The sequence below is a fragment of the Streptosporangium sp. NPDC023825 genome (assembly GCF_040639575.1).
Classification (GTDB): Bacteria; Actinomycetota; Actinomycetes; order Streptosporangiales; family Streptosporangiaceae; genus Streptosporangium.
On the sequence record NZ_JBFAAE010000001.1, the window covers coordinates 211,034 to 236,864 of the forward strand.

Consider the following 25,831-nt stretch of genomic DNA (forward strand, 5'->3'; position numbering starts at 1 on the left):
CCATGGCGAACACCTCAACCATCGCCCGGGACGGGGGCACCCCCTCCGTCCCGGCGCGGGGGCCCCGAGGCGCCACGCCCCCGCGCAGGTCAGGCGGGCTGCCCGCCTGGGTCGTCCCCTACGCGCTGCTCGTCCCCGGCCTGCTCGTCATCGCCGGCCTGCTGCTCTACCCGCTGTACCAGATGGTCGTCATGTCCTTCCAGAACGTGGGACTGCGGCAGATCCGGGGAGTGCCGGCCGAGTCCGTCGGCTTCGAGAACTACCAGAAGCTGGTCGAGTCAGAGCTGTTCTGGACGTCGCTGCGCAACACCGTCGTCTTCGCCGTCGTCACGGTGGCGGCCACCCTGATCCTCGGCACGCTGGTCGGCCTGCTCCTGCACAAGCTGGGCAAGAAGATGTCGACCTTCCTCATCGTCGGCATCATGGCCGCCTGGGCCACCCCGCAGATCGCCACCGCGATCATCTGGCGCTGGCTGTTCGACGCGGAGTCGGGCGTCATCAACTGGCTGCTGAACGCGCTGCCCGACTGGTTCTCCTCCCTGCTGTTCGGCCGTTCCGACTGGACCGGCGAGCCGTGGCTGAACGACGCGTTCACCATCTACGTCGTGCTGATCATCGCGGTGGTCTGGGCGTCGTTCCCGTTCATCGCCGTCTCGATCCTGGCGGGGCTGAAGAGCATCTCCCAGGAGCTGTACGAGGCGGCCAGGGTGGACGGCGCCTCCGCGTGGCGGATCTTCTGGAAGATCACCTTCCCGCTGCTGAAGCCGGTCTTCGCGGTGCTGACGGTGCTCTCGGTGATCTGGGACTTCAAGGTCTTCACCCAGCTGTTCGTGCTGGCGGGCGGTACGTCCAACCGGGAGGCGTTCAACCTGTCGCTGTTCGCCTTCACCCAGGCCTTCAGCGCACCGCCCAAGATGGGCATGGGCGCGGCCATCGCGGTGGTGCTGACGCTGATCCTGCTCGTCATCACCTTCTTCTACGTCCGCCAGATCGTGAAGACGGAGGACGTGCGATGACCACTTACGACACGCGGGCCCCGCGAAAGACCCCTCGGGGAAATCCCAAAACGCGCAGGCGGCTCGGCCGGATCGGCCTGAACACCACCGCCGTCGTGGTGTTCCTGTTCGCGGTGTTCCCCGTCTACTGGATGGTGACCACGGCTTTCAAGAGCAGCGAGCAGATCTTCACGACGGACTTCATCCCGTTCCCCACCGACCCCACGCTCGAACACGTGAAGCGGGTCTTCACCGAGGGCGTCGCGGGCCACTCCATCTGGCAGTATCTGCTCAACAGCTCCGTCGTGGCCGTCGGCACCGTGCTCATCGGCGCGGTGTTCTCCCTGCTGGCGGCGACCGCGGTGGCCCGCTTCCGGTTCCGCGGGCGCACCTCGTTCCTGATCCTGCTGCTCATCGTGCAGATGGTCCCCGGCGAGGCGCTGCTCATCCCGCTGTTCATGATGGTCAGGCGGGCCGGGTTGTACGACCAGTTGCTCGGCCTCGTCGTGGTGAACGTCGCCATGACGCTGCCGTTCGCCATCTGGATGCTGCGCACCTTCGTCGCGGCGGTGCCCAAGGAGCTGGAGGAGGCCGCCTGGATCGACGGCGCCAGCCGGTTCGCCACCTTCTGGAAGGTGCTCTTCCCGCTGGTGGCCCCCGGGCTGGTGGCGACCAGCATCTTCTCGTTCATCACCGCGTGGAACGAGTTCGTGTTCGCGCTGACGCTCATCGGCGACCAGGGCAACTACACCATGCCCGTGGCGCTGCGCTACTTCGTCAGCCAGCGGTCGGTCGACTGGGGCGCCATCATGGCCGCCTCCACCTTGATGACCATCCCGGTCATCGTCTTCTTCCTTCTGGTGCAGCGGCGGATGGTCTCCGGACTCGTCGCGGGTGCCGTCAAGGGCTGATCCCATCGGTGCTGGTACGGCACGCACCCACAAGGCGCGGGCCGTACCAGCCCTGCTCTGTTTTGCTTGCTTACATCCATGTCCGACACCCCCCTACATCTCAGGTAAGGAACACCTACCGCCATGTCTGAGTTCATCGCGGATCGCGGCGATCAGGGGCTGCGTCGTCTCGCGGCCGGCACGCTGCTCGCCGCGTTCCAGGGCACCGAGGCACCCGAGTGGGTCCTGCGGGAGCTGGAGAACGGTCTCGGCGGCGTCACCCTCTTCGGTTTCAACGTCGCCGACGCCGCACAGCTGTCCGCTCTCACCTCCCGGCTGCGCGAGGCCGCCGATCCGGTCATATCGCTGGACGAGGAGGGGGGTGACGTCACCCGGCTCGCCTACCACGTCGGCAGCCCGTACCCCGGCAACGCCGCCCTCGGCGCCGTGGACGACGTCGAGCTCACCCGGCGGGTCTACCGGTCCATCGGTGACGACCTGGCCCGCTGCGGCGTCAACCTGGACATGGCCCCCTCCGCGGACGTCAACACCGCCGCGGACAACCCGGTGATCGGCACCCGCTCGTTCGGGGCGGAGAGCGCGCTCGTCGCCCGGCACACCGTCGCCGCGGTCCACGGCCTGCAGTCGGCGGGAGTGGCCGCCTGCGTCAAGCACTTCCCCGGCCACGGCGCGACCCGACAGGACTCCCACCTGGAGGTCCCGCTCGTCGACGCCTCCGTGGAGCTGCTGCGCGAGCGCGAGCTGGTGCCCTTCCGTGCCGCGATCGACGCCGGGACCAGGTCCGTCATGACCGCGCACGTCCGCGTGCCCGCCGTCACCGGGACGCTTCCCGCGACACTCTCCCCCGCCGCCCTGACCGGCCTGCTCCGCGGCGAGATGGGCTACGAGGGTGTGATCGTCACCGACGCCCTCGACATGAAGGCCGTCACCGCCGCGTACGGTCTCGCCGGGGGTTCGGTGCTCTCCCTCGCCGCCGGGGCCGACCTGCTCTGCCTCGGCCCGATCCCCACCGAGGACGACGTCCGCCGCATCGTGGACGAGATCGTCGCGGCCGTCCACGACGGACGGCTTCCCGCGGCCCGCCTGGAGGCGGCGGCCGAGCGGGTCGCCGCCCTGCGCGGCTGGTTCGGCACGCCCCGCACCGGTGAGGCCGAGCGGGACGTGATCGGCCTCACCGCCGCCCGCCGCGCGGTCAGCCTCACCGGCTCGGCGTCTCCCCTGGTCGACCCGCTGGTGGTCGAGGTGGACACCCCGCCGACCATCGCGGTCGGCGACGTGCCGTGGGGCTTCACGCCGCTGCTGCCGCAGGCGGAGGTGCTGCGGGTCAAGCCGGAGGCGGCCGACGTGGCGGACATCCTGGAACGTGCCTCGGGCCGGTCCCTGATCGTCGTCGTCAAGGACGCCCACCGCTACGAGGCCAGCCAGTCGGTGGTCTCCGCGCTGCTGGCCGCCCGCCCCGACGCCACGGTGGTCGAGATGGGCCTGCCGATCTGGCGCCCGGAGGGCGTCACCTACCTGGCCACCTACGGCGCCGCCCGCGCCAACGCCCAGGCCGCCGCCGAGCTCCTCGGCGTCTGACGGCACCGGCCACACCCCACGGCCCGTCCCGCCGCCCGGAGACACCGGGCCGGCGGGACGTACCGGCGACGGCACGGCCCGCTCCCGCGAGAACCGCGGGGGCGGGCCGTGCCGTCGCTCGTTTTCTCGCCGGAACGCCGAGAACGGCCAGGACGGTCAGGACGGCCAGGACGGTCAGGACGCTGTCAGGGACGGCGCGCAGGACGTGTTCGCGGGCACCAGGCCGTAGCGGCCGGCGACGGCCCGGATCTCCGCCCTGAGGGCGGCCGGCGGGCGGTCGCCGAAACGTTCCAGGTACGCCGCGACCTGCGCGGGGTCGTCGCGCAGGAACGGGAAGTCGGTGGCGACCATGTGCCGGATCGCCAGCAGCGGGACCGGGCTGCCCAGCGGCAGGAAGGCGGGGTTCCACAGCCCCGCCTTGGGCGGCGGGCCGGGGTAGAACTCCCCGATCATCAGCCCTTCGGAGACGTATCGCGACTTGAGCGCCTCCTGGGCGTGGTCGATCACCGCGGCGGCCTCGGAGTCCGGCAGGTCGGGGAAGAGCACCAGGATCGTCCGGTACTGCGCGGACACTCCCGGCGTGGCGGGCAGCCTCGGGAACCAGTCGCGGTAGCCGGCGAGGGTCTCGGCCGCCTCGGGCCCGCCGGGCCGCCCGGGGCGGACCGCCAGGTAGAAGGTGCCGCGGTCCAGCGCGGTCTGGGCGTACGGGCAGACGGGCCCCTTCCTGCCCAGTTCCTCGTGGGGGCGGCAGAGATACTCTCGTGCCCAGGTGACGATCTCCCTGAGCGGGGTGCGGTGGCGCAGGACCAGATCGTGGTCACCGGCCAGATCGGCGGTCTCCAGGAGGACGCGAGAAGGGTCTGCGGGATCGGTCAGCATGGTGGTTCGCCCTTCCGGGTGTTTCGCTGTGCGAGACGTGCGCGACGTGCGAAATGCGAGAGGCGTACGAGACGTGCGACAGACGGAACGGCGGCGAGCAGCCCGGCGACGGCCACCGCCGCCCCCGCCCCGCGCAGGAACGTGTCCTGCCGCCGGGCGCGGGCGAGCGCGTCCGCGTACGGGACGGTGGTGTGGGAGATCATCGTGTAGAGCGGGACCCACCGGCCGGGGAACGCCCGGGCGAGCAGCAGGTCCGCCTTCTTGCGCAGCAGGTGCAGCGGGGAGCGGAGCCGGTCGCGCAGCTCCACGAAGTTCTGCTTGGAGAGCTCGTCGAGCACGTCGGTGTGCGGTTTGCGCAGCCGCTGGTACTCGGCGAAGGCGGCCCCGAGGTCTCCGGGGTGGTCGCCCACGCAGCGGTCGAGGACCGTGCAGTCCTCGAGCGCCGAGTTCATGCCCTGGCCGTAGAAGGGGTAGACGGCGTGGCAGGCGTCGCCGATGAGCGCCACCCGGCCGCGGTGGTGCCAGGGCGAGGTGCGGATCGACACCAGGTGCCCCACCGGGTGCTCGGCGTACTCCTTGGCCAGGTGGGGCATCAGGTCGGGCGTGTCCGGGAAGCGTTCCCCGAGGAACTCCCCGGGATCGGTGATCTCACCGAACCGCTCGACGGGCAGGAAGAGCGTGCCGGTGAGCGAGTTGTCGCGGTTGGGGTGGGCGACGATGAGGGCGTCCTCGCCGGGCCAGACGTGCAGGGCCTCCAGCCTGGTCCTGGCCGACCCGTCGCCGGCGGCGGGGATGGTGAGTTCCTTGTAGCCCCACTCCAGGATCTCCTGGCGGTGCTCGGCCCGCAGCCCGTGGTGCATGTGCGCCCGCACCTGCGAGAACGCGCCGTCCGCGCCGATCACCGCGTCGCCCGCGACGGTGCTCGCCACCCCGGTCTCCTCGTGGACGAGGCGCGCGGCGGCCGTCTCGCGGTCCAGGCCGGCCAGCCGGTGCCGGAAGTGGAAGGTCACCCCCGGCTGGGCCTCGGCGTGGTCGACGAGCGTGGTGATCAGGTCGCGGCGCAGGACCGAGTGGAGGATCTCCCCCTCGTGCGCGCCGTAGGGCTGGAACGGCACCGCGCCGCCGGGCAGGTGGATGGCCCGGCCGCGCATCGGGACGGTGAGCGGCCACAGGGTGTCCATCAGGCCGATGTCGGTGAGCGCCGCGATGCCCCTGGCCGACAGCCCGAGGTTGATCGACCTGCTCTCGTCCTCGTCGAGCAGCCGGGGGTCGGCCCGCCGCTCGTAGACCTCCACCCGGAAGCCGCGCCTGGCCAGGTAGCAGGCGAGGAGGGTCCCCGCGGGACCCGCTCCGATGACGGTGATCTTCATGTGGTCTCCAGGCGGGCGACGAGCAGTTCGTTGGGGCCGTCGACGTGCCGCCGCTCGATCCGGCCGAATCCGGCGCCGGACAGCCAGGCGGCGATGTCGGCGAAGGAGTGGATCCCGCCGCCCTGGGTGGTGGCGAGGTTGAGGCCGAAGGCGCGGACGAACGCCTCGGCCATCGGGGGCGTGCCCTCGGGCAGGTCGGCGAAGGTCTCCAGCACGACCACCGCGCCGCCGGGGCGCAGCGCGCCCGCCACCCTCCTGAACAGCGCGCGGTTGCCCGCCTTGTCGAACCCGTGACAGAGGTTGAACAGCAACGCGGTGTCGTACCCGGTGCCGAGGTCGGCGGCGGGGCCGGACAGGTCGCCGGGGAGGGCGGTGACGCGGTCGCCCAGCCCGGCCGCCTCGATCCTGGCCCGGCCGCCCTCCAGGGCGTTCGGCAGGTCGACGATCGTCGCGGTGAGCCCGGGGTGCGCCCGGCAGAACGCGACGGTGTAGCGGGCGTGCCCGCCGCCGACGTCGAGCAGGCGCTCCCCGGGGTGGGGCGCGGCCGCGGCGACCAGCGGGGCGAGCCCGGCGGCCATCCCGTCGAGCATGCTCTGGAACTCCGCCAGCGTCCCTGGCCGTTCCTCCAGCCAGGCGTAGAAGTCGGCCTGGGGCGCGCCGGTGCGCACCGACTCCTCCAGGCCGTCCCAGAGCTCGGCCAGCACGTCCTGCCAGAAGGCCAGCGCGGGGGCGTAGCTCCACGGGCTCCGCCGGTCCAGGGTGCCCGCGGCCATCGGGCTGTTGCCGTACACCCCGCCCGGCGCCCGGTCGAGGTAGCCGAGGGAGGCGAGCGCCTCCAGCAGCACGGCGAGCCCGGCCGGGTCGGTGCCCGTCCTGGCAGCCAGCTCCGTCACGGGCAGCGGGCCGGGCATGAGCGCCTCGAAGACCCCCAGGCGCTGGGCGGCCCCCGCCGCCCGGAACGCCATCGCGCCGATCAGGTCGACATGGGGACCCGGCGCCCCGCGGAGTTCCTCAGGGTCGAGATAGAGCGGCATCGCTGTCTCCTTGCGCGACGTGCGCGACATCGGTTCCCGGGCCGGCCTCACCGCGTCCCGCGGCGGGTTCCGCAGGGGCGTGCACGTCCTCGGCGTCGGGCAGTTCGGACTCCACCTTCCGCAGGCGCGGCTGGAGGTAGGCGAGCGGTGCGAGCAGCACCAGGCACAGGCCGGTGATCAGGAAGATCGCCGCGATGCCGCGCCCCTCGCCCGTGCCGATCACGGCGCCGAGGGTGCCGGAGAGCGCCCCGCCGGGGGCGAGCATCGGCTCGAAGACCCGGTCGGCCAGCGGCCCCGCGGCCAGGTAGGTGAGCACCGTGGCGGTCTGGGTGAGCGCGCGGACCGTGCTGAGCACCCGGCCCAGCGCCGCGGGGTCGGTCTTGACCTGCAGCACGGTCATCCCGGTGCCCTGCACGAACGGCAGCGTGAACAGGAAGGCGGGCGCCACCACCGCGATCAGCCAGGGCGAGGGCGCGAGGCTGTGCAGGGCGAGCAGCGCCCCTCCCAGCGCGACGAACACCGCGACGCCGCGCACCCGCCGCCTCGGCCCGCCCCACGCGCTCAGCACCAGCCCTCCGGCGAAGACCCCCGCGCCGCCCGCGAACATCAGCGCCCCCAGCACCGCGGCCGACCCGAACGACAGGATCAGCGGCTGGACCAGCACCCCGGACATCCCGAAGAACAGGTTGTACGCGGCCAGCACCACGACCAGCTGGAACAGCCCGCGCCTGGCCCGCAGGTGGCGCCAGCCGAACAGCAGGTCCCCGCGCAGCGGCTCCGGCGCGGCCGCGGCCCCGGGGCGGGTGACCTCGCGCGGCAGCCGTACGGCGAACATGACCACCCGGGTGACCAGGAAGGTGACCAGGTCGATCACGACCACGCCGGTGACGCCGACCGTGACCAGGAGCGTTCCCGCCAGCAGCGGAGCCGCGATCTTCACCGAGTCCGCGACCTGCATCAGGCCGTTGGCCCTGCCCAGGTGCCGCTGCGGCATGATCAGCGGCATCATCGCGTGGTACGCGGCCATGTGGAAGGTCCCGAACACGGCCCCGGCCACCGTGATCACGTAGACGTGCCATACCTCCGGCGAGCCGAGGACGAGCAGCAGCGCGAGGGCGCCGGTGACCGCGGCGGCCCCGGCGTCGGCGACCATCAGCATCCGCCTGCGGTCCCACCTGTCGGCCAGCGACCCGGCGAGCGGGGAGAGCAGCACCTCGGGCAGCACCGCGCACAGCATGATCAGCACGAACTCGGTGGCCGAGCCGTTGCGCTGGTAGACCCAGACGCCCAGCACGAACCCCGTCAGGCTCGACCCGATGATCGACAGCAGTTGCGCCGCCCAGATGACGACGAACCGGCGTATCCCGTCATGCACGGTTGTCTCCCGGGAGGACTCCGGTGACGATGTGGTCACCGAGATAGAGGTCGAGCAGCTTCCCGTCCGCCGGAGGGCAGACCAGCCCGGCGGCGGCGAGGATCTCCTCGGTGGCCGAGCAGTCGAAGGACGGGCCGGGCAGCGTGCCGTACTCGGCGAAGAACGCCGGGTAGGGAGCGATCGGCAGGTCGTCGCCGAGCTCCAGCCGGTCGCGGACCAGCCGCCGCCATCGGACGCCCGGCATGAGCCGTACCGGCAGGCCGTGCTCGCGCAGTCCCTCGGCGAGTTCCTCCGAGGTCAGCACGCGCGGGTTGTGGTAGTGGAAGTCACCGGTGGCCCGGCTCGTCGCCAGGTGCACGATCGCCGAGGCGACGTGGTCGACCGGGGCCATGTCGATCCGTTCCCCCTCGGGGACCGCGCCGAGGCGGGCGCAGGTCGCGAAGAGGCGGCCCAGGAAGTCGCCGGGCGCCGACCGGCCGGTGCGGCTGTCGGCGGAGACCCTGGCCGGACGGTGGATCGCGACCGGCAGCCCCCTCTTCCTGGCGGCGTCCGCGAGCCGGTCGGCGACCCACTTGCTCTGGTCGTAGCCCAGGTGCAGGGGGCCGGGATCGGGCAGCGGGTCGTCCTCCCTGACCGTGCGCTCCCCGGGGGTCAGGTGCACGCCGAGCGTCGAGACGAGGTGGACGGGGGTGGTGACGCGGCCGGACGCGGCCAGCCGCAGGACCTCCAGGACGGCGTCCACGTTCGCCCGGCGCAGCCGCCGGTAGGGCAGCGCGAAGTTGACCAGGGCCCCGTTGTGCAGGATCAGGTCGGCCGAGTCCGCCAGCTCCGCGAACTCCCCGGCGGGCAGGCCGAGTCCCGGCAGGCCGAGGTCCCCGGCGTGCGGGACGATCCTGCCGTCGAAGCGCTCGTCCCAGAGCCCGTACCGGTCGAGGTTGTCACGCAGCCGCCCGGCCGCGCCGTCGCCCCTGACCAGGCAGTGGACCTCGGCCCCGGTGGTGCCCAGCAGCCCGGCGAGCAGGTACGCGCCGAGGAAGCCGGTGGCGCCGGTGAGCAGCACCCGGCGCGGCGGCCCCTCGGGGACCGGCGCCCCGGTGTACGCGATGTCGCCGGGCAGCACCGCCTCCGCGTACAGGCCCACGGCGGCCGGGGTCCACGCCCCGGGAGCGGGGAGGCCGATCCGCTCGTCCACCGCGGCGGCCAGCCCCGCCAGGTCGGTCGCGGCGAAGAGCGCGGTCATCGGGACCGGCACCCCCAGCTCCGCGGCGATCCTGGAGACGATCTGCGGCGCCAGCAGCGAGTGCCCGCCCAGGTCGAAGAAGTTGTCCCCGCGACCGGGAGCCACCTTGAGCACGTCGGCCCAGATCCCGGCGATGACCCGCTCGGTCCCCTCCCGCGGCGGCTCGTACGGCGGGGCCTCGCCGTCCGCGTCCGGCTCGGGCAGCGCCCGCAGGTCGACCTTGCCGTGCGAGGTCAGCGGGAGCGCGGGCAGCGTGACGACCGCGCCGGGCAGCATGTAGCCGGGAAGCCGTCCGGACAGGAAGGCGCGCAGCTCGGCGACGGTGAGCCGGTCCCCCACCAGGTAGGCGACGAGCCGCCGGGTGTCGGCGGTGACCACGGCCTCTCGGACGCCGGGGTGGGCCAGGCAGGCCGCCTCGACCTCTCCCGGCTCGATCCGGTTGCCGTGAATCTTCACCTGCCGGTCGGTGCGCCCCAGGAACTCCAGGTTCCCGTCGGGCCGGTATCTGCCCAGGTCGCCCGTGGCGTACATCCTCGCCCCCGGCCGGGGCGAGAACGGGTCGGGCAGGAAGCTCCCGGCGGTCCGCCCGGGACGGCCCAGGTAGCCGCGTGCCAGGCACTCGCCGCCGATGTGGATCTCGCCCGGCACCCCGATCGGGGCCGGGTTGCCGTGGCGGTCGAGCACGTAGACGCGGGTGTGCGGCAGCGCGGTGCCGATCGGCAGATGCGTGGCCGTGCCCAGCTCGGCGCCGTCGATCGTGCGGTACGAGGCGGCGCAGACGGTCGCCTCGGTCGGGCCGTAGTGGTTGTGGAACGCGACCCGGCCGCCGGTCAGCGCGGCCCAGGCGCGCAGGCGCTCCACCGGGACGCCCTCGCCGCCGACCATCATCGTGGTGATCGGGGCGGTGATCTCGTCCAGTTCCTCGACCCACTGCTGCCACAGCGCCGAGGCGGTGTCGACCATGGTGATCGAGTGCTCCGCGCACAGGGCGGCGAGGGCGGGACCGGTCAGCGTGGCGGGAGCGGGGTGCAGCACCAGCGCGGCGCCGCTGATCAGGGCGGGGAAGACGTCCCCCGCCGAGGCGTCGAAGCTGAGCGGCGGGACCGTCAGCACCCGCTCCCCCGGCCCGAACCCGTGCAGGTCCCTGAACGACCGGGCCAGGTGGGACAGCGTGCGGTGACCGACGACGACCCCCTTGGGGCGCCCGGTGGATCCGGAGGTGTAGATCACGTAGGCGGCCCGGTCGAGGTGCCCCGGCGCGGGCTCGCGCGCCGCCACCTTCTCGGCCGTCGTGTCGTCGTCGGCACGCGGACCCTCGAGCCTCTCGACCGTCGTGTCGTCGGCACGCGGGCTCTCGAGGCCGGGATGCCCCAGGCCGGGCTCGGGCGCCGCCGCCCCTCCGGTGGAGCCGCCGTCCGTCCAGCGAGCCAGGTCGGCCCGGCTGACGACCGGCCCGGTGAACCCGGCGAGCTCCGCCCCGTCCGCGATCACCGCACGCGCGCCGGAGTCGGCCAGCAGGTACGCCAGGCGCTCGGCGGGCTGTGCCGGATCGAGCGGCAGGTAGGCGGCGCCCGCCTTGAGGACGCCCAGCAACGCCACGATCGCCTCGGGCCCGGCGGCGAGCGCCAGCGCGACCAGCGCCTCCCCGCCCTCGGTGGCACCGGAACCCGCCGGCCGCTCCAGCAGCGGCCGGAGCCGGTCGGCCACGGCGTCCGAGGCCCGGTCGAGTTCCCCGTACGTGAGAACGGCGCCCGCCTCGCCGGGAACGCCGGGAGTGATCACGGCGGGGGCGCCGGGGGTACGGGCGGCCTGCCGGACGATCAGGCGATCGAGGAACTCCCCCGCCCCGTGAACGGACCGAACCGGCCGGACCGGACCGTCCGAGAGCACGTCCCCCGGATCCCAGGCCGGACCCTCCGAGAGCACGTCCCCCGGATCCGGCGCCGCTGCGCCGCCGAGCACGACCGCGCGCTCGGCGGCGGGCAGGATCTCCAGCCGCGACAGGCGGCGGCCCGGGTCGGAGACGATCGAGCGGAACAGCGTCTCCAGCTGCGCGCCCATCCGCTCCACCGTGGACCGGTCGAACAGGCCGGTGTCGTAGGCGAACATCAGCTGGACGTGCGCGGGATAGACGATCACGTCCAGGGAGAGGTCGAACTTGGCCACGGCCAGGCCCGACGCCACCGGCTCGGTGCGGATGCCGTCGAGGTCGAGCGATCCGGCGTCCGGGTTGCCCAGCATCAGCATCGTCTGGAACACCGGCGTCCTGGCCGGGTCGCGGTCGACGCGCAACTCGCTCACCACGTGCTCGAACGGGACCGAGGCGTGACCGTACATCGTGAAGGCGCGCCGCCGCACCCGCTTGAGCGTCTCGCGGAAGGTCGGGTCGCCCGCCAGGTCCGCGCGGAGGGCGAGGGTGTTGATGAAGACGCCGAAGACCTGCTCGAACTCCTCCTCGGCGCGGCCCGCGACGGGGGTGCCGACGCAGAAGTCGTCCTGACCGGTGTAGCGGGAGAGCAGCACCTGGTAGGCGGCCAGCACGGCCATGAACGGCGTGCACCGCTCGGCCCGCGCCAGCCCGGTGATCCCCCGCCACAGCTCCAGCGGGATCCTGCGGACCACCAGGCCGCCCTCGGTGGTCCGCACGGCCCGGCGCGGCCGGTCGGTGGGCAGTTCCAGCACCGGGACGCCGTCGAGCTCGCGCGCCACTTCGGCGACGTCCACCGGATGCTCGCGCTGCCCGCGCACGTAGTCGGCGTACTGCCGTGCGGGCGGCGGGAGGGGGGACGGCAGCCCGAGGGTGAAGGCCGTGTACAGCGACGCCAGCTCCCCGAACATGACCTGCTCGATCGACCAGGCGTCCCCGGCGATGTGGTGCACGACGACCAGCAGGACGTGCTCGTCGAACCCGGTACGCACCAGGGTCGCCCTCAGCAGCGGCCCGTTGACCAGGTCGAACGGCCGGTTGCTCCGCTCGGCGAGCAACGCCTCCAGCGCCCGCTCCCGCGCAGTCCCCGCACCCCCGTCCGGCGGACCGGGCGACGAACCGCGCCGCGTCCCGTCCGGCGAACCGTGTCGCGTCCCGTCCGGCGGACCAGGCGGCGAACCGCCCGATGGCCCGTCCAGGCCGTCGTCCGTCCCCCGCTCCGGCGTCCCGTACGGCGGCTCGCCGGTCAGGTCGAGCCTCTCCATGACCAGCGGCACGGGATCCAGGACCGTCGCGGACGGGAGGCCCCCGACCTCGGGGAAGACGGTCCGCAGCGCCTCGTGCCTGGCCACGACCTCGCCCAGCGCCCGTTCCAGGGCGCCGGCGTCGAGCGACCCGATGAGCCGCTCGCAGACGACCATGTTGTACGTCCCGTCCCCGGGAGTGAGCCGGTCCAGGAACCACAGGCGCTCCTGGGCGTACGAGAGCGTGCTCACGCGACCTCGCCCCGCAGACGCGTGACCTCCTCGGCGACGCCGGCGATGGTGGGGTTGTCGAAGAAGACGTCCAGGGACATCTCCACGCCGAGCCTGCGGCGGGTCCTGGCGATGATCTGGGTGATGGTCAGCGAGTGACCGCCGAGGTCGAAGAGGTCCTCGTCCGGCCCGATGTCGTCGAGGCGGAGGATCTCCTGCCAGATCTCCCGCACCTGCGCGGTGACCGGATCCTCCTCGGCGGGGGGTTCCGTCACGTTGCCGGGGGCCGGGACGAACAGGTCGGTCACGGAAGGCTCCTCATGGGGAGTGGGGTGGGGTGGCTCCGCCAGATCCGCGACCTTCGCGCGGGGTTCCGCGGAGATGGCGCGCAGCAGCGCGCGCAGGTGACCCGCGATCCCGGACACGTCGTCGTGGCCGATCGCGGCGGGGTTGAAGCGGAGGCCGAGGGTGAGGCTCGGGCCGGCGTCCACGGCCTGGATGTGCAGCGCGCCGTGGGCGGCCCCGTTGAAGACCGTCCACTCCACACCCGCCCCGACACCGGGGAACTCCGGGACGGCCGCCCTCCTGCGGTAGCTGAGCAGGACCGGCGAGGAGGGCGGATCCGGCGGCGCGTGCCGGAACCGGTACATGGCGCGCAGCTCGGCCCGGACCGTGCGCAGGTGGCCGGGAAACCCCTCGTCGAGCTCGGGGTGCGGGACGAACGGCACCCGTGCCACGAACGGCCCGATGCGGTCGCGCGTCTCGCGGGTGCGGGTGCCGAGGTCGAGGGCGAGCGGCGACGCGGAGGTGCCGTACCGTCGCAGCAGCACGCCCACGGCCGCCAGCAGCAGCTCGAACCTGGTGGCGCCGAGCACCGCGGCGGCCTCGGTGAGGGCCCCGGACTCCGGGCCGCCGAGCACCATCTCGACGATCTCCCCGGGACCGGTGCCGTGCGGGACGGCGCGCAGGCCGGGCAGGACCAGCTCCGCGGGCGCGCGGTCACGCTCCCTCCAGAACTCCTCGGCGCCGTCGGGCGGTGCCGGGGACACCCAGCCGTCCACCCCGCAGCCGCCGGGCCGGTCCGCCCGCCCGGACGGCGGGCCCGGTGACGGCCCGTACGGCTGCGGCACCGGGCAGGACGGCGACGCCGGCCCCGGCAGGGCGGCCCGCGCGAAGTAGGCGTCGGCCAGGTCGCGGATCAGGACGTCCTTGGAGCCCGCGTCGAACACCCGTCCGTGCGCCGTGAAGAGCAGCCTGACGCGCTCTGGACCCATCGTGACCAGCGTGAACCGGGCGAGCGGGCCGCGCTCCAGGTCGAACGGGCGGGCGGCCTCGGCCGTGGCGACCCGGGGATAGCGCTCCGGGGTCGACTCCGTGCGGGTGACCCTGACGCGGCCGAGCACCGGGTGCCTGCCGGCCACGGCGGCGCACGCTCCCAGCAGCGCCGGAACGTCGACGGGACCGTTCAGGTGAAGCGCCAGCGGGATTCCCCGCAGGTCGAAGGGGGCGTGCGACATCCTGTCCGTCTCCCTCGTGGGTGACTCACCTCGGGCAGGCGCCGGGGGCTGCGTCGCCCCTGACATGCGGTCCTGACAAAGAATTATTAGGAAAGTTTCCTGTCTATTTACGCAATCCGAATGCTACACATGTGGTACGCCTGAGACAAGCGACTTGCCACGAACCGACCTGGAGGCTTCGATGATCGTTCGCGGTGGCCGGACGAGCGGCCCGAGCGGCGTGAGCCCCGAACTGGCCGGGCTCGCCGACACCGTGCTGCAACCCGGGTTCGTGGGCGTGGAGGTGCCCGACTGGCTGCGCAGGCGGCTCGCCGAGGGACTCGGCGGGGTTGCGCTCTACTCACGGAATCTTGTGGACAGCGAGCAGATCAGGGCACTGACCGCCGCGCTGCGCGCGGAGAACCCGGACGTGGTGATCGCCACCGACGAGGAGGCGGGCGACGTCACCCGGCTGGAGGCGCTCACCGGCAGCTCGCGTCCTGGCAACCTCGCGCTCGGCGCGGTGGACGACCCCGGGCTGACCGAGCGGGTCGCCCGCGAGATCGGGCTGGACCTGGCCGCGGCGGGCGTCACCCTCAACTACGCCCCCGTGGTCGACGTCAACTCCGACCTGGACAATCCCGTCGTGGGCACCCGCGCGTTCGGCGCCGACCCCCGGCTGGTCGCCCGGCACGCCCGCGCCTGGGTCACCGGCCTCCAGTCGGCGGGGGTGGCCGCCTGCGCCAAGCACTTCCCCGGCCACGGCGCCACCGCCGTCGACTCGCACGACGACCTGCCGACCGTCGCCTCCTCGGCAGAGGAGCTCGCCGCCACCACGCTCCCGCCCTACCGGGCCGCCATCGAGGCCGGGGTACGCGCCGTGATGACCGGCCACCTGCTCGTCCCCGCCTACGACCCCGACCACCCCGCCACCATGAGCGGCCGCATCCTGGCCGGGCTGCTCAGGCAGGAGCTGGGATTCGACGGGCTGATCGTGACCGACGGCGTGGAGATGCCCTCGGTGGCCGAGCGGTACGGCGTGACCGGGGCGGCGGTCCGCGCCCTCGCCGCCGGGGCCGACGCGATCTGCGTGGGCGGCGAGCGCAAGGGCCCCGGGGTGGTCGGCTTCATGCGCAACGCCATCATGGGCGCGGTGGCCGACGGGACGCTCCCCGAGGAACGCCTGGCCGAGGCCGCCGCCCGGGTCCGGCGCCTCGCCGCCTGGTCGGCGGAGCGACGGCGGGCGGCCGGCGAGACGGGCCCGGCCGGTGAGCCCGCGGGGCTCGACGCGGCCAGGCGGGCGCTGCGGGTCCGCGGCGACGGGCTCCCGCTGCCCGCCGCGCCCCAGGTGATCGAGTTCGTCTCCGAGACGAACATCGCCGTCGACCGCGCCACCCCGTGGGGCGTCGCCGCGCCGCTGGCCGAGCTGCTGCCCGGCACGACGGCCCTGCGGCTCGGCTCCGGCGACCCGGTCCCGCCGCCCCCCGAGGGGCGCCCGCTGGTGATCGTGGTACGCGACGCCCACCGGCACGCCTGGGTCACGGACCGCCTGGGCGCCCTGCTGTCACGGCGTCCCGACGCGATCGTGGTGGAGATGGGCCTGCCGGGTCCGGCCACCCCGGGCGCCGTCCACATCACCACCCACGGCGCCACCACCGCCTCGGGCCGGGCCGCCGCCGAGCTCCTCTCGGGCCGCCGTGGGACGTGACCTGCGGCGCCGTGGGCGGGTCAGCCGTCGAGGACCCACACCAGCTCGTGCTGGAGGGGACCCGGCATCGCGAGGAACTCCCCGTGGTCGCAGGCGAGCGGCGCGATCTGCGAGGCGTACGCCAGGACCGCGCGCCGCTTGAGCGCCCACTCCTCCCCCTGCAGTCGCGGCCGCGGCCTCGTTCCGAGGCGGTACCGCCCGGCGAGCGCGCGGACCGGCGGCCTGTCCGCCAGGGCCCGCCCGGCCGCCGGGCTCCCCCACTCGCGTACGGCGGCGGCGTAGGGCAGGTCGGCGTAGGCCCAGAGCTCCAGGGCCTCGACCTTCTCCAGCGCGTCGAGCGCCCGGTCGCGCACGGCCTCGTGGTCGGCGTTGCCGATCCCCATCGGGACGAGCACGCGCGTGCGCGGGGTGACGTGCCCGGTGAGGAACGTCTCCAGGTCGTCCAGCGGGAGCCGGGCCGCCGGCACATCCGGATTGTCCAGCACCACCTGGTCGACACCGAGGATCTCGCACGCCCGCGCGTCCTCGGCCCGCCGCTCGCGCGCCGTCTCCTCCGCCGAGGCGAACCCGCACAGCCGGTCCCACGCCGAGAGCACCCCGCCGGGCGCGCCGCCCAGCACCGTGACGATCACCGCGCCCCCCTCGCGGCGGGCGAGCAGTCCCGCCACCGACAGCACCGCGTCGTCGAAGTGCGGCGAGACCACGACCGTCTCCCAGCTCATCGCCGCCACCCCGCCCTGGCCAGGACGAGACCGCGGCTGCCCCGCTTGCGCAGGTAGGCGAGCCCGTCGCAGACGGACTCCAGGGTCGGCGGCGCGAGCTCGACGCGCTCGGCGACCCGCCAGGTGGACTGCTCGCGCAGCCAGGGCCAGATCCGCTCGTTGAGCTGACCGCTCTCCAGCGCGACGAGGAGCAGGTCGGTCGGCAGCCTGTCGAGGAGCGCCAGATCCTGGTCGTAGTAGAGCATCTCGACGAGCAGGTACGCCGCCGCCTGGCGCTCACCGTGGTCGGCGAGATCCTCCAGGCTGTCCGGGAGCACCTCCACGCCCGGCTCCGCCCGCTCGGTCAGGCGGGCGCGGAAACCGGCGTTGGGCTCGGTGGCCTGGACCCGGTATCCCTTCCCCGCCAGCCGCCGGGTGAGCTCGCCCTGGCACGCCCCGACCTCCACGATCGGCCCGTCCTGGGGGGAGCACCAGCGGGCGGTCCACGCGGCGGTCGCGTCCAGCCGGGCGGCCTCGTAGGCCGAGCGCCCGAACTCCCACGGGTCGTCGGCCACCGCGGCGTCGTCCCCGAGGCTGGAGATCAGCGCGTACAGGCGGTTGGCCTGCGCGGCGCTCGCGGTGAAGAACCTCTCGACGGCCGGCACCCGGTCGGTGGTGACGAGCCGGTCGGCCACCCGGCTGCGCAGCAGCTCACCGGCGCGCCGGTTGATGAAATCGATCTTCGCCTCGGCCTCGGCGCCGGTGATCGCGGTCGCCGTACCGGAGATCGTCTGCAGGAAGGGATTGTCACCGACCGAGCAGGTCACAGCCGGTAAGGACAGCGAGGAGGGCGAGGAGGACGGAGACGCCGAGGACCCGGGGAACGGTGACACGGCGCGGGAGACGATCCAGCCGAACCGGGCCCTGCGGATGCGGTGGTCGGCGGGCGAGTGGGTCCAGATCTCATCGGGCGCCGGCGCCGCGCCGAGCAGGGCGGCGACGTCGGCGGGGACGGGCAGCTCCGCGGTGTTGCCCCCGGGCTCCACCAGGGGTCCGAGCAGCTCCAGGCGCTCCCGGAGCGACAGCCCTCCCGGCAGGGTCACGCTCGCCCTCGCCTGCCCGACGACCACCAGGACGTCCTGGTCGGCGTGGTCCCGCAGGACGGAGACGAACTCCAGGGCGACGTCCTCGGCATGCAGCACAGCGATGACAGCCGTCATTTGTCCCCATCCCCGATCACGGAAAGATGTCTTTTTCATGACATTTCCGCGCCAGCATAGGGGATCTTGCCCGCCGCGCGACGGTCGTTCGCCGAGAAGGGTCCCCGGCCCGCCGGACATCCCGGATCCGGGGCTCAGGAGGTGAAGATCTCCTCCCTGGCCTGGTCCAGGGCGGCGATGACGGCCCCGCGCAGCACCGGGTTGCCGCCCACCTCGCTCGCCACCACCTGCGGCCGGACCGGGCAGCTCCTGGCCACCGCCTCCTCGATCCTGGAGGTGAGCTCGTCGCCCCCGGCCCTGCTGACCTCCCCCGCGAGCACCACGAGCCCCGGGTCGAGCACGACGCACACCGACGCCACCCCCAGCGCCAGCCGCCCCGCGATGTCGTCGATCAGGGGCTCTCCCCGCTTGCCCGCCGCGACCGCCGCCGCGACGCACTCGGCTGCGCTACCTCCCTCGAAGCCGTACGTCGCGGCGAGCTCGGCGACCGCCTCGGCGCTGACCAGGGACTGCAGGCCCCCGGCGAGCGACGGCAACCTGCCGGGCACGGCCCGCACGTCCTCGGCCAGCGGCACCCCCGGCACCGGCAGGTAGCCGATCTCGCCCGCGCTGCCGGAGCGCCCCCGGTGCAGCCGCCCGCCGAGCACGACGCCGAGGCCGATGCCGCGGCCCACCCACAGCAGCACGAAGTCGTCGACCTCGCGGGCGGCACCCAACGTGCGCTCGGCGATGGCGACGAGGTTCACGTCGTTCTCTATCCTGACGTCGCGGCGCAGGTCACGCGCGAGCGCCTCGTGGATGCCCTCGTGCCAGCCGGGCAGGTCGAAGGAGAACCGCACGTCGCCGGTGCGGGGGTCGACCACGCCCGGGGTGCCGATGACGACCGAGCGCAGCTTGGAGAGCGCGACCTTGGCCGACCGGCACGCCTTGACCACCGCGTTGTGCACGAGGGCCACCGGATCGTCGTGCCCGCTCGGCGCCACCCGCACCTCGGCCACGATCTCCCCGTGGATATCGGCGATGGCGGTCGTCACGAATTCCGGGCCGACGTCCAGACCCGCCACATAGGCCGAGGAGGAAATAATCCCATAAAGCGCGGCATTGGGCCCGCGACCCCCCGCCTGCTCCCCCGCCACCTCGACCAGCCCGCGCCCTTCCAGACGGGCGAGCGTCTGCGACGCCGTCACCTTGGACAGGCCGGTGAGCTCGCCGATCTGCCCCCGCGTCAGCGGCCCGGAGGCGAGCAGCAGCTCCAGGGCGGCCCTGTCGTTGATCTCCCTCAATAGCCTGGGCACGCCAGGACGTCGCTCCATACGCATGCTCTCTTGTTCGCCGCTTCCCCGTCGCGATACTTTCAATGAAGAATAACGCTTCTATTCTTAATAAGGCTTCCTGATAGTTTAGCGCCGCCCGGGCGCCACGGCGGGCTACCGGGACCGCCCCGGCCGTGTCGCGCCCCTGCTCATCGCCGTTTCGCCGCCACCTTCGGCACGCCCATCACCGCGATGCCCGGAAATCAAGGGCTTGCGACGCCGGCCCGGCGCGTGGAACACTCCCCAAAACGGTAAAGGTTCTTTTCAGTAAGACCCTTGCCGTCAGGTGGCGAGGCAGGTTTCGACATGGACACCGTCATCACGATCCCGGCCGAATACACGGGTCCGCGGACCCGGCAGGGGCCCGTGACCATGGGCCAGGCCAACATGGCGCGTTGCGTGCTCCGCGACCCGCCGCTCCACATGAACTTCCGCGTCACCAAGCGCCTCCCCGAGGGAACATCCCTGTCCGCCGTCACCGAGGCGGTCGGACGCCTGCTCTCCCGGCACGAGGGACTGCGGGCCACCATCCACTCGGACGTCCAGGTCGTGTCCGGCTCCGGCCTCCTGCCCGTCGAGGTGCACGGCGCGGGAACCGGGCTCCTCGACGAGGTCGCCGAGGAGGTGGGCCTGCGGATGCAGGGCACCCGGTTCGACCTGCGGAACGAGCTCCCGATCAGGGTCGCCGTGATCACGGATGGGGAGGCGCCCCGTCTGGTGGCCTTCGTCCTGCCCCACACCTCGGTCGACGCCATCGGGCTGGCCACCGTGATGAGGGAGTGGGAACGCCTGATCCGGGGGGTCGCCGTCCCGTCACCGTGCCCGATACAGCCGCTGGACCTCGCGACCGCGGAGGGCACTCCGGCCGCCCGGCGCCGGAGCGAGGCCGCCCTGCGGCACTGGGAGAACGGGCTCAGGCGGGCACCGCAGTCGATGTTCGCGATCGACGATGCGGCCAGGGCCGACGCCGACGCGATCCGGCCCCGGCTGCGGGTCCGCTCGGCGGTGGCGGCCAGGGCGCTGGACGCCGTCGCGAGCCGCACGGGCGCCAGCCGTTCGGCGATCACGCTCGCCGCCCTGGGGGTCCTCATCGGCGTGCGCACCACCCAGCGGTCCTGCGTGATCGCGTCGCTGGCGAGCAACCGGGTACGACCCGAGCTGCGCGACTACGTCGGGCCACTGGCCCAGGACGCGCTGATGACCGCGGACCTCGACGTCTCCACCTTCGACGAGGCGATCCGCCGCTTCCGCGCCGCGTCCCTGTCCGGATACCAGCACAGCCGTTTCGACTCCGTCGCCCTCTGGGAGGTGATCGAGGCCGTCAACGCCGAGCGCGGGGTGGACTTCGCCCGCGACTGCGTCTTCAACGACATGAGCGGCGTCACCGTCCCCGAAGCCGAGCCCGGGCCGTCCGCCGAGGTCGAGTGCGACTGGCTCCCGGCGGCCTCGCTCCCCGCGCACCTCGCGCTCTGGGCCAACCGGCTGGAGGACGTGGTCGACCTGACGCTCTGGATCGATCCACGGGTGATGAGCCGGGCGGAGGCGGAGGGCTTCGGGACCGGGATCGTCCGGCTGCTGATCGCGGCCGGAGCCGGGGACGTCCAGACTTCCGACATTTCGGAAATATCAGGAATTTCACCTATCGAGCGCGGTCCGGAGTGGATCTACACCGATTCCTGCTGGGTGGACCTCGGCGCGGTGGAGCGGCTCGTCGGTGAAGCGGTTCAGGGACGCCCCCACCTGGTGACGCACGACCCGGAAGGGCGTCTGACCTGCCACGTCACCTCCGGAACCCCCGAGGAGATCCGCGTCGCCTGCCTCGCCCTGCTGCCGGGCCGCACCTCCGCGATGGCACCTCACCGCTACGTCGTGCACGCGCCGGAGCCCACCGGCGCGTCGCTCCACGGGCCCGTCGTCACCGAGGGCGACGGGCGCCACTCCGTCTCCGTCGGCCCCGCGCGCGTAAGGAACCAATAGCAGGCGGGATAATCGGTTACATGCGCCTATCCGCTCGTGTCGACTATGCCCTCCGTGCCGCCGCCGAACTCGCCGCCGCGGGTGACGGCCCTACCACGGTGGGTGAGCTGGCCAAGGAGCAGGACATGCCTCCCAAGTATCTTGAGAACATCCTGCTCCAGATGCGCCGCGCCGGGCTGGTACGCGGCCAGCGCGGCCCCGAGGGGGGCTACGTGCTGGCCCGCCCGCCCGCCGAGATCAGCCTCGCCGACGTGATCCGCGCCGTTGACGGCCCGCTCGCCAACGTCAGGGGGGAGCGGCCCGAGCACGTCGGCTACCGGGGCCCCGCCGAGTCGCTGCAGCAGGTCTGGATCGCGCTGCGCGCCAGCGAGCGGGCGATCCTGGAGGAGGTCACCCTCGAGAACGTGGCCACCGGAGCCCTCCCCGACCGGGTCCGCAGCCTGTCGGCCGACCCCGCGGCCTGGGACTGACCATGCCGGTGCGGCCGCCCACGGGAATCCGGCCGGCCCGGTCCGCGCGGAACCGGCCCGCGTCCCGGAACCGGCCCGCGTCCCGGGAGGGGCGCCGTGCCCGAGGGTGACGTCATCCACCTCTCCGCCCTGCGGCTCGGCCGGGCGCTCGACGGGCGGGTGCTGACCCGCTCGGACTTCCGCGTGCCGCGTCACTCCACGGCCGACCTGACCGGGCGCGCGGTGCTGGAGACCGTCTCGCGCGGCAAGCACCTGCTCACCAGGGTCGAGGGCGGGCTGACCGTCCACACCCATCTGCGGATGGAGGGCAGCTGGCAGGTCTCACCCGCGGGGCGGCGGCTGCCCGGGGGCGACGTCGTCCGCCTGGTGCTGGCCAACGAGCGATGGCAGGCGGCGGGGGTGCGGCTGGGCATGGTCGACCTGGTCTCGACCGCGGAGGAAGAGCGGCTCGTCGGGCATCTCGGACCCGATCTGCTCGGGGAGGACTGGGACGAGGCGGAAGCCGTGCGACGGCTGGCAGGACGGCCTGAGACGAGCATCGGGGTCGCGCTGCTCGATCAGCGCAACCTGGCGGGAATCGGCACCATCTATCGCGCCGAGACGCTTTTCCTCGCCGGAGTGTCGCCATGGCGACCCGTGGGAGCGGTTGAGGACCTGAGAACGATCGTGTCGATCGCGTGGCGACTGCTGGACGCCAACAAGGAACGCCCGAGCAGGACGACGACAGGCGACCTCCGTCCGGGACGGAGCACCTGGGTCTACGGCAGGGCCGGGCGGCCTTGCCTGCGCTGCGGGCGTCGGATCAGTCGTGGGGAGATGGGCGCACAGCCGCAGGAACGGCTGATCGTCTGGTGCCGTCACTGCCAGCCGGAAGAACCGACCGGCTAGGCGGCGACCATGTCGTTGACCTCGGGAAACACGGAATCAGGCACGGTTTCGGGAATCGGCAGACGCTCCCGTTCGGGGACGTCTCCCGCCAGCACCGGAGCATGCTGCAGCTCGGCCAGGGCGAACTGATCGGAAACCTCACGGAGAACCTGTGAAAGCGGCACGCCCAAGGCACCGCAGATCGACGCGAGCAGCTCTGAAGAGGCCTCCTTCTGACCACGCTCCACCTCGGACAAATAGCCGAGAGAAACCCGAGCCAGTGTGGACACCTCACGCAGGGTGCGACTCTGCCGCACCCTCAGCCGCCGCAGCACGTCACCGAGCAGCTGACGCAGCAGGACCATCTGTCGCTCCCTCCCCGGCGCGGATGTCTTCACGACACTCCGCGCTATCGGTTCGTGCCGCCCGTTCTTCGAACGCGACCCTTGGTACATACTCCTCGCCGTCATCATCGCTTGACCTTTACCTCACTCACCGTTCCACCGTACCTGTATGGACCGACAACGCGGCAGACCATGTGGAGCATGTTCGCTGGGGACGTAACGCGGTAATCATCCTGAATGTTCCCTCACGTTCGTCTCCAGCACACCTCGGAGAAGGTCCACGGCCTCGTTCACGGTCATCTCCCGGATCTGGTCTCGCGTCCCGGCGAGCTGCGGATCACGGTGCCATACCCGCCCGTCCGGTCCGCTAACGGCGAGATGCACGGTGCCCACCGGTTTACCGTCCTGGGGGTCCGGGCCGGCCACTCCGGTGGCCGCCAGTCCGTACGTGGCACCGGTGAGGAGGCGCACCCCGTCGGCCATGGCGGCGGCGACCTCCGGGTGCACCGCCCCCTCGCGGGCGAGCAGGTCCGCGGGGACGTTCAGCAGCCGGTGCTTGAGCTCGGTGGCGTAGGAGACGACCCCGCCCAGGAAGGCCGCGGAGGCCCCAGGGGGGCCGGTGAGGGACGCGCAGACGAGCCCGGCGGTCAGCGACTCGGCCACCGCCACCGTCTCGCCCCTGCGGACGAGAAGGGCGAGGACCTCGGTGGCCGCGAGCAGGTGCCGGCTCATACGGCCCGCCCCGTGCCGCGGCCCATGCCGTCCGCCCTCACTCGGCCCGCCTTCATAGGGCCCGCGCCCGCTTCGCGACCTGCCGCAGCTTGATCGCCCGGATCACGTAGTCGAGACCGGTGGCGACGGTGACCAGCGCCGCCGCGCCCATCACGATCCAGCGGATCAGGTCGGGCACGCCCGGCCAGATGTAGGAGACGATCGCGGCGATCTGCAGGACGGTCTTCACCTTGCCGCCGTAGCTGGCCGGGATGACGCCGTGCCGGATGACGGCGAACCTCAGCGCGGTGACGCCCAGCTCCCTGCCCAGGATCACGACGGTGACCCACCAGGGCAGCTCCCCCAGCACCGAGAGGCTGATCAGGGCGGCGCCGATGAGGGCCTTGTCGGCGATCGGGTCGGCGATCTTCCCGAAGTCGGTGATCAGGCCGTAGCGGCGGGCCAGCTCGCCGTCGAGCAGGTCGGTGAGCGAGGCCACCATGAAGACCACCAGTGCCGCGGCCCGCCAGCCGGATCCCGGCAGGAAGAGGCAGGCCACGAAGAACGGAACCATCGCCAGCCGTATCACCGTCACGACGTTGGCGATGTTCCAGGCGCTCACCTTGGGGCGCGCGGATGCCGAGGTCGAGTCGGTGCCGGTCTCTGGCGTGTTGGTCATACGCTCTCCCGGCCCGGCGGCGCGCTCATGGGGCCGCCTTGATGCGGGCGATCAGGTCGACCCCCTCCGAGTCGACCACGACGGCCCGGACGATCTGGCCGGGGACCAGCCCGATGCCCTGGACCGTTACAGAACCGTCGACCTCGGGCCCCTGGTGGGCGGCACGGCCCTCGTAGCCGCCGTCGCCCAGGTCCTCCTCGATCAGGACGTCGACCTCGGTGCCGATCCGTTCCTCGGCCCGCTGGGCCATGAGCTCCTCGGCCAGCTCGGTGAGCGCGGACACGCGGGCGTCGACGACCTCCTGGTCGAGCTTGCCGGGCAGCGAGGCCGCCTCGGTGCCGTCCTCGTCGGAGTAACCGAAGATGCCGATCACGTCGAGCCTGGCCTCCTCCAGGAAGCCCACCAGCTCGCCGAACTCCTCCTCGGTCTCGCCGGGGAATCCCACGATGAAGTTGGAGCGCACCCCGGCCTCGGGGGCGTGGGCGCGGATCGACTCCAGCAGGTCCAGGAAGCGCCGGGGGTCGCCGAAGCGCCGCATCCGGCGCAGCACCGGCCCGCTGGCGTGCTGGAAGGACAGGTCGAAGTAGGGGGCCACGCCCTCGGTCGAGGCGATGATCTCCAGCAGCCCCGGGCGGAGCTCGGCGGGCTGCAGGTAGCTGACGCGCACCCGCTCGACGCCCTCGGTCGCGGCGAGGGAGGGCAGCAGCTTCTCCAGCGCCCTCAGGTCGCCCAGGTCCTTGCCGTAGGAGGTGGAGTTCTCGCTGACCAGCACCAGCTCCTTGACGCCCTGCTCGGCCAGCCAGGCGGCCTCGCCGAGGAGCTCCTCGGCGCCGCGCGAGACGTACGCCCCGCGGAAGGCGGGGATGGCGCAGAACGTGCAGCGCCGGTCGCAGCCGGAGGCCAGCTTCAGCGAGGCCACCGGGCCGTCGCCCAGGCGCTTGCGGAGCGGCCGGGGGCCGCTGGCGGGGGCCAGGCCCTCGGGCAGCTCACCGTGGCCGGGAATGGCGGTCTTGGGGGCGGCGGCGCGTTCCACCGGCGAGATGGGCAGCAGGGTCCTGCGGTCGCGGGGACTGTGCGGGACGAGCGACCTGCCCGCCAGCACGTCGTCGAGGCGCGTGCCGATGTCGGTGTAGTCGTCGAAGGAGATGACGGCGGCGGCCTCGGGGAGCGCGTCGGCGAGCTGGTCACCGTAACGCTCCGCCATGCAGCCCGCGGCGACCACTTTGGCACCGGAGTCGGCCGCGGCGAGCAGCGTGTCGATGGAGTCCTTTTTCGCCGAGTCGATGAAGCCACACGTGTTGACGACGACGACATCGGGGTCGTCGTCGCCCAGCTGCCAACCGGCAGCCTCAAGACGAGCGGCGAGTTCCTCGGAGTCGACCTCGTTGCGTGCGCAACCAAGCGTGATCAGCGATGCGGTTCGGCGGGATGACATGGTGAACACTACGGTATCGGGAGTTGGCCACTACCCGATGCACCTCCCCCCATTCAGGCACCGCCGCACCCCCCGCCCCGCCCCGGACGCCCCGCCACCGGGACGGCCCAAACGCCCGGCCGGACC

20 protein-coding genes are annotated in these 25,831 nt (G+C 72.9%); 7 read left to right on the plus strand and 13 right to left on the minus strand.

Annotated features, from left to right (window positions below; translation table 11 throughout):
- Nucleotides 1-2 precede the first annotated feature (2 nt).
- The 3 genes from AB0G15_RS00915 to AB0G15_RS00925 all read left to right on the plus strand — a co-directional run bounded on the left by AB0G15_RS00915 (nt 3) and on the right by AB0G15_RS00925 (nt 3,484).
- Nucleotides 3-1,016 carry a sugar ABC transporter permease gene (locus AB0G15_RS00915; RefSeq protein WP_362834329.1) on the plus strand — a complete coding sequence of 338 codons (1,014 nt, stop codon included), beginning with the start codon at nt 3-5 and terminating at the stop codon, nt 1,014-1,016.
- On the plus strand, nt 1,013-1,906 hold the full coding sequence (locus AB0G15_RS00920) for a carbohydrate ABC transporter permease (RefSeq protein ID WP_362834330.1): 894 nt from the start codon (nt 1,013-1,015) through the stop codon (nt 1,904-1,906). Before AB0G15_RS00915 ends, AB0G15_RS00920 begins: the two co-directional genes overlap by 4 nt.
- 123 nt (nt 1,907-2,029) lie before the next feature.
- A complete protein-coding gene (locus AB0G15_RS00925) occupies nt 2,030-3,484 on the plus strand; it encodes a glycoside hydrolase family 3 N-terminal domain-containing protein (protein WP_362834331.1) in 1,455 nt (484 codons plus the stop codon).
- A gap of 174 nt (nt 3,485-3,658) precedes the next feature.
- Here AB0G15_RS00925 and AB0G15_RS00930 read toward each other — a convergent pair whose 3' ends face one another.
- The 6 genes from AB0G15_RS00930 to AB0G15_RS00955 are packed head-to-tail and all read right to left on the minus strand — an operon-like array spanning nt 3,659 to nt 14,301.
- Nucleotides 3,659-4,363, minus strand: coding sequence for a DUF6875 domain-containing protein (locus AB0G15_RS00930; RefSeq protein ID WP_362834332.1), 705 nt, complete (start codon nt 4,361-4,363; stop codon nt 3,659-3,661).
- Entirely contained in the window at nt 4,357-5,733 is a 1,377-nt protein-coding gene (locus AB0G15_RS00935; protein WP_362834333.1) for an NAD(P)/FAD-dependent oxidoreductase, read from the minus strand. The genes AB0G15_RS00930 and AB0G15_RS00935 overlap by 7 nt, the downstream gene beginning before the upstream one ends.
- Nucleotides 5,730-6,767, minus strand: a complete 1,038-nt coding sequence (locus tag AB0G15_RS00940) for a methyltransferase (protein WP_362834334.1) — start codon at nt 6,765-6,767, stop codon at nt 5,730-5,732. The genes AB0G15_RS00935 and AB0G15_RS00940 overlap by 4 nt, the downstream gene beginning before the upstream one ends.
- A complete protein-coding gene (locus AB0G15_RS00945) occupies nt 6,745-8,142 on the minus strand; it encodes an MFS transporter (RefSeq protein ID WP_362834335.1) in 1,398 nt (465 codons plus the stop codon). The genes AB0G15_RS00940 and AB0G15_RS00945 overlap by 23 nt, the downstream gene beginning before the upstream one ends.
- Nucleotides 8,135-12,805: an amino acid adenylation domain-containing protein gene (locus AB0G15_RS00950; protein WP_362834336.1), complete on the minus strand. Its 4,671-nt coding sequence runs from the start codon at nt 12,803-12,805 to the stop codon at nt 8,135-8,137. The genes AB0G15_RS00945 and AB0G15_RS00950 overlap by 8 nt, the downstream gene beginning before the upstream one ends.
- Nucleotides 12,802-14,301, minus strand: a complete 1,500-nt coding sequence (locus tag AB0G15_RS00955) for a condensation domain-containing protein (protein WP_362834337.1) — start codon at nt 14,299-14,301, stop codon at nt 12,802-12,804. The genes AB0G15_RS00950 and AB0G15_RS00955 overlap by 4 nt, the downstream gene beginning before the upstream one ends.
- 181 nt (nt 14,302-14,482) lie before the next feature.
- Here AB0G15_RS00955 and AB0G15_RS00960 point away from each other — a divergent pair, with 181 nt between their 5' ends.
- A complete protein-coding gene (locus AB0G15_RS00960) occupies nt 14,483-15,988 on the plus strand; it encodes a glycoside hydrolase family 3 N-terminal domain-containing protein (protein WP_362834338.1) in 1,506 nt (501 codons plus the stop codon).
- A 20-nt stretch (nt 15,989-16,008) separates the two neighbouring features.
- On the opposite strand, the gene AB0G15_RS00965 is transcribed toward AB0G15_RS00960, so the two are convergent.
- The 3 genes from AB0G15_RS00965 to AB0G15_RS00975 all read right to left on the minus strand — a co-directional run bounded on the left by AB0G15_RS00965 (nt 16,009) and on the right by AB0G15_RS00975 (nt 19,222).
- Nucleotides 16,009-16,710, minus strand: a complete 702-nt coding sequence (locus AB0G15_RS00965; protein WP_362834339.1) for a PIG-L family deacetylase — start codon at nt 16,708-16,710, stop codon at nt 16,009-16,011.
- On the minus strand, nt 16,707-17,909 hold the full coding sequence (locus AB0G15_RS00970; protein WP_362834340.1) for a hypothetical protein: 1,203 nt from the start codon (nt 17,907-17,909) through the stop codon (nt 16,707-16,709). The genes AB0G15_RS00965 and AB0G15_RS00970 overlap by 4 nt, the downstream gene beginning before the upstream one ends.
- A gap of 134 nt (nt 17,910-18,043) precedes the next feature.
- Nucleotides 18,044-19,222 (minus strand): ROK family protein, encoded by a 1,179-nt coding sequence (locus tag AB0G15_RS00975; protein WP_362677546.1) that lies wholly within the window; start codon nt 19,220-19,222, stop codon nt 18,044-18,046.
- 306 nt (nt 19,223-19,528) lie between these two features.
- On the opposite strand from AB0G15_RS00975, the gene AB0G15_RS00980 reads away from it, so the two are divergent.
- The 3 genes from AB0G15_RS00980 (at nt 19,529) to AB0G15_RS00990 (ending at nt 22,557) form a co-directional block, all read left to right on the plus strand.
- Nucleotides 19,529-21,199: a condensation domain-containing protein gene (locus tag AB0G15_RS00980; protein ID WP_362834341.1), complete on the plus strand. Its 1,671-nt coding sequence runs from the start codon at nt 19,529-19,531 to the stop codon at nt 21,197-21,199.
- Between the two features lie 20 nt (nt 21,200-21,219).
- On the plus strand, nt 21,220-21,669 hold the full coding sequence (locus AB0G15_RS00985; protein ID WP_362677550.1) for an Rrf2 family transcriptional regulator: 450 nt from the start codon (nt 21,220-21,222) through the stop codon (nt 21,667-21,669).
- Nucleotides 21,670-21,765: 96 nt separating this feature from the next.
- Nucleotides 21,766-22,557: a DNA-formamidopyrimidine glycosylase family protein gene (locus AB0G15_RS00990; RefSeq protein ID WP_362834342.1), complete on the plus strand. Its 792-nt coding sequence runs from the start codon at nt 21,766-21,768 to the stop codon at nt 22,555-22,557.
- On the opposite strand, the gene AB0G15_RS00995 is transcribed toward AB0G15_RS00990, so the two are convergent.
- From AB0G15_RS00995 to rimO, 4 genes are all read right to left on the minus strand, one after another.
- Nucleotides 22,554-22,901, minus strand: a complete 348-nt coding sequence (locus AB0G15_RS00995) for a helix-turn-helix transcriptional regulator (protein WP_030904158.1) — start codon at nt 22,899-22,901, stop codon at nt 22,554-22,556. The two genes, AB0G15_RS00990 and AB0G15_RS00995, sit on opposite strands and share 4 nt — an antisense overlap.
- A gap of 207 nt (nt 22,902-23,108) precedes the next feature.
- Nucleotides 23,109-23,612: a nicotinamide-nucleotide amidohydrolase family protein gene (locus tag AB0G15_RS01000; RefSeq protein WP_362834343.1), complete on the minus strand. Its 504-nt coding sequence runs from the start codon at nt 23,610-23,612 to the stop codon at nt 23,109-23,111.
- A 52-nt stretch (nt 23,613-23,664) separates the two neighbouring features.
- The gene (pgsA, locus tag AB0G15_RS01005) at nt 23,665-24,270 is read right to left on the minus strand and encodes a CDP-diacylglycerol--glycerol-3-phosphate 3-phosphatidyltransferase (protein ID WP_362677556.1); all 606 of its coding nucleotides are present in this window, start codon (nt 24,268-24,270) and stop codon (nt 23,665-23,667) included.
- Between the two features lie 25 nt (nt 24,271-24,295).
- Nucleotides 24,296-25,705: a 30S ribosomal protein S12 methylthiotransferase RimO gene (gene rimO, locus AB0G15_RS01010; protein WP_362677558.1), complete on the minus strand. Its 1,410-nt coding sequence runs from the start codon at nt 25,703-25,705 to the stop codon at nt 24,296-24,298.
- Nucleotides 25,706-25,831 lie beyond the last annotated feature (126 nt).

What these genes read in the sequence shown, in the direction of transcription:
- pgsA (WP_362677556.1), bottom strand. Translation starts at nt 24,270, where the DNA reads ATGACCAACACGCCAGAGACCGGCACCGACTCGACCTCGGCATCCGCG.
- AB0G15_RS00975 (WP_362677546.1), bottom strand. Translation starts at nt 19,222, where the DNA reads ATGGAGCGACGTCCTGGCGTGCCCAGGCTATTGAGGGAGATCAACGAC.
- rimO (WP_362677558.1), bottom strand. Translation starts at nt 25,705, where the DNA reads ATGTCATCCCGCCGAACCGCATCGCTGATCACGCTTGGTTGCGCACGC.
- AB0G15_RS00915 (WP_362834329.1), top strand. Translation starts at nt 3, where the DNA reads ATGGCGAACACCTCAACCATCGCCCGGGACGGGGGCACCCCCTCCGTC.
- AB0G15_RS00930 (WP_362834332.1), bottom strand. Translation starts at nt 4,363, where the DNA reads ATGCTGACCGATCCCGCAGACCCTTCTCGCGTCCTCCTGGAGACCGCC.
- AB0G15_RS00985 (WP_362677550.1), top strand. Translation starts at nt 21,220, where the DNA reads ATGCGCCTATCCGCTCGTGTCGACTATGCCCTCCGTGCCGCCGCCGAA.
- AB0G15_RS00925 (WP_362834331.1), top strand. Translation starts at nt 2,030, where the DNA reads ATGTCTGAGTTCATCGCGGATCGCGGCGATCAGGGGCTGCGTCGTCTC.
- AB0G15_RS00920 (WP_362834330.1), top strand. Translation starts at nt 1,013, where the DNA reads ATGACCACTTACGACACGCGGGCCCCGCGAAAGACCCCTCGGGGAAAT.
- AB0G15_RS00955 (WP_362834337.1), bottom strand. Translation starts at nt 14,301, where the DNA reads ATGTCGCACGCCCCCTTCGACCTGCGGGGAATCCCGCTGGCGCTTCAC.
- AB0G15_RS00935 (WP_362834333.1), bottom strand. Translation starts at nt 5,733, where the DNA reads ATGAAGATCACCGTCATCGGAGCGGGTCCCGCGGGGACCCTCCTCGCC.
- AB0G15_RS00960 (WP_362834338.1), top strand. Translation starts at nt 14,483, where the DNA reads ATGATCGTTCGCGGTGGCCGGACGAGCGGCCCGAGCGGCGTGAGCCCC.
- AB0G15_RS00980 (WP_362834341.1), top strand. Translation starts at nt 19,529, where the DNA reads ATGGACACCGTCATCACGATCCCGGCCGAATACACGGGTCCGCGGACC.
- AB0G15_RS01000 (WP_362834343.1), bottom strand. Translation starts at nt 23,612, where the DNA reads ATGAGCCGGCACCTGCTCGCGGCCACCGAGGTCCTCGCCCTTCTCGTC.
- AB0G15_RS00965 (WP_362834339.1), bottom strand. Translation starts at nt 16,710, where the DNA reads ATGAGCTGGGAGACGGTCGTGGTCTCGCCGCACTTCGACGACGCGGTG.
- AB0G15_RS00970 (WP_362834340.1), bottom strand. Translation starts at nt 17,909, where the DNA reads ATGACGGCTGTCATCGCTGTGCTGCATGCCGAGGACGTCGCCCTGGAG.
- AB0G15_RS00940 (WP_362834334.1), bottom strand. Translation starts at nt 6,767, where the DNA reads ATGCCGCTCTATCTCGACCCTGAGGAACTCCGCGGGGCGCCGGGTCCC.
- AB0G15_RS00995 (WP_030904158.1), bottom strand. Translation starts at nt 22,901, where the DNA reads ATGGTCCTGCTGCGTCAGCTGCTCGGTGACGTGCTGCGGCGGCTGAGG.